At 59.3% G+C, this 290-nt stretch carries 1 protein-coding gene; it reads right to left on the bottom strand.

Annotated elements, in window-relative coordinates; translation table 11 throughout:
* A partial coding sequence (locus tag HK11_RS11865; protein ID WP_304528682.1) for a 1-deoxy-D-xylulose-5-phosphate synthase N-terminal domain-containing protein occupies positions 1 to 290 on the bottom strand: 290 nt, incomplete at both ends.

Raw genomic sequence — 290 nt, 5'->3', positions numbered from 1 at the left:
ACATTGCGCTCTTTGTAGGAGGGGTCTTCCTCAGCGCGCAGATGGTGGGCCACAGCCATGCCCAGACCCGCAGAAATGGATGTGGAGGAGTGAGCCGCACCAAAGGGGTCGTATTCGCTCTCTGAGCGTTTGGTAAAGCCTGAAAGTCCGCCAGGCTGACGCAGGGTGCGAATGCGCTCGCGCCGGCCGGTCAAAATTTTATGGGGGTAGGCCTGGTGGCCCACATCCCAGATGACCTTGCTCTCAGGCGTATCAAACACAGCGTGCAGGGCAACGGTGAGCTCAACAAC

The sequence above is a fragment of the Acetobacter sp. DmW_043 genome, from assembly GCF_002153485.1.
Lineage (GTDB): Bacteria > Pseudomonadota > Alphaproteobacteria > Acetobacterales > Acetobacteraceae > Acetobacter > Acetobacter thailandicus.
This window is presented reverse-complemented; position numbering and strand designations above follow the sequence as displayed.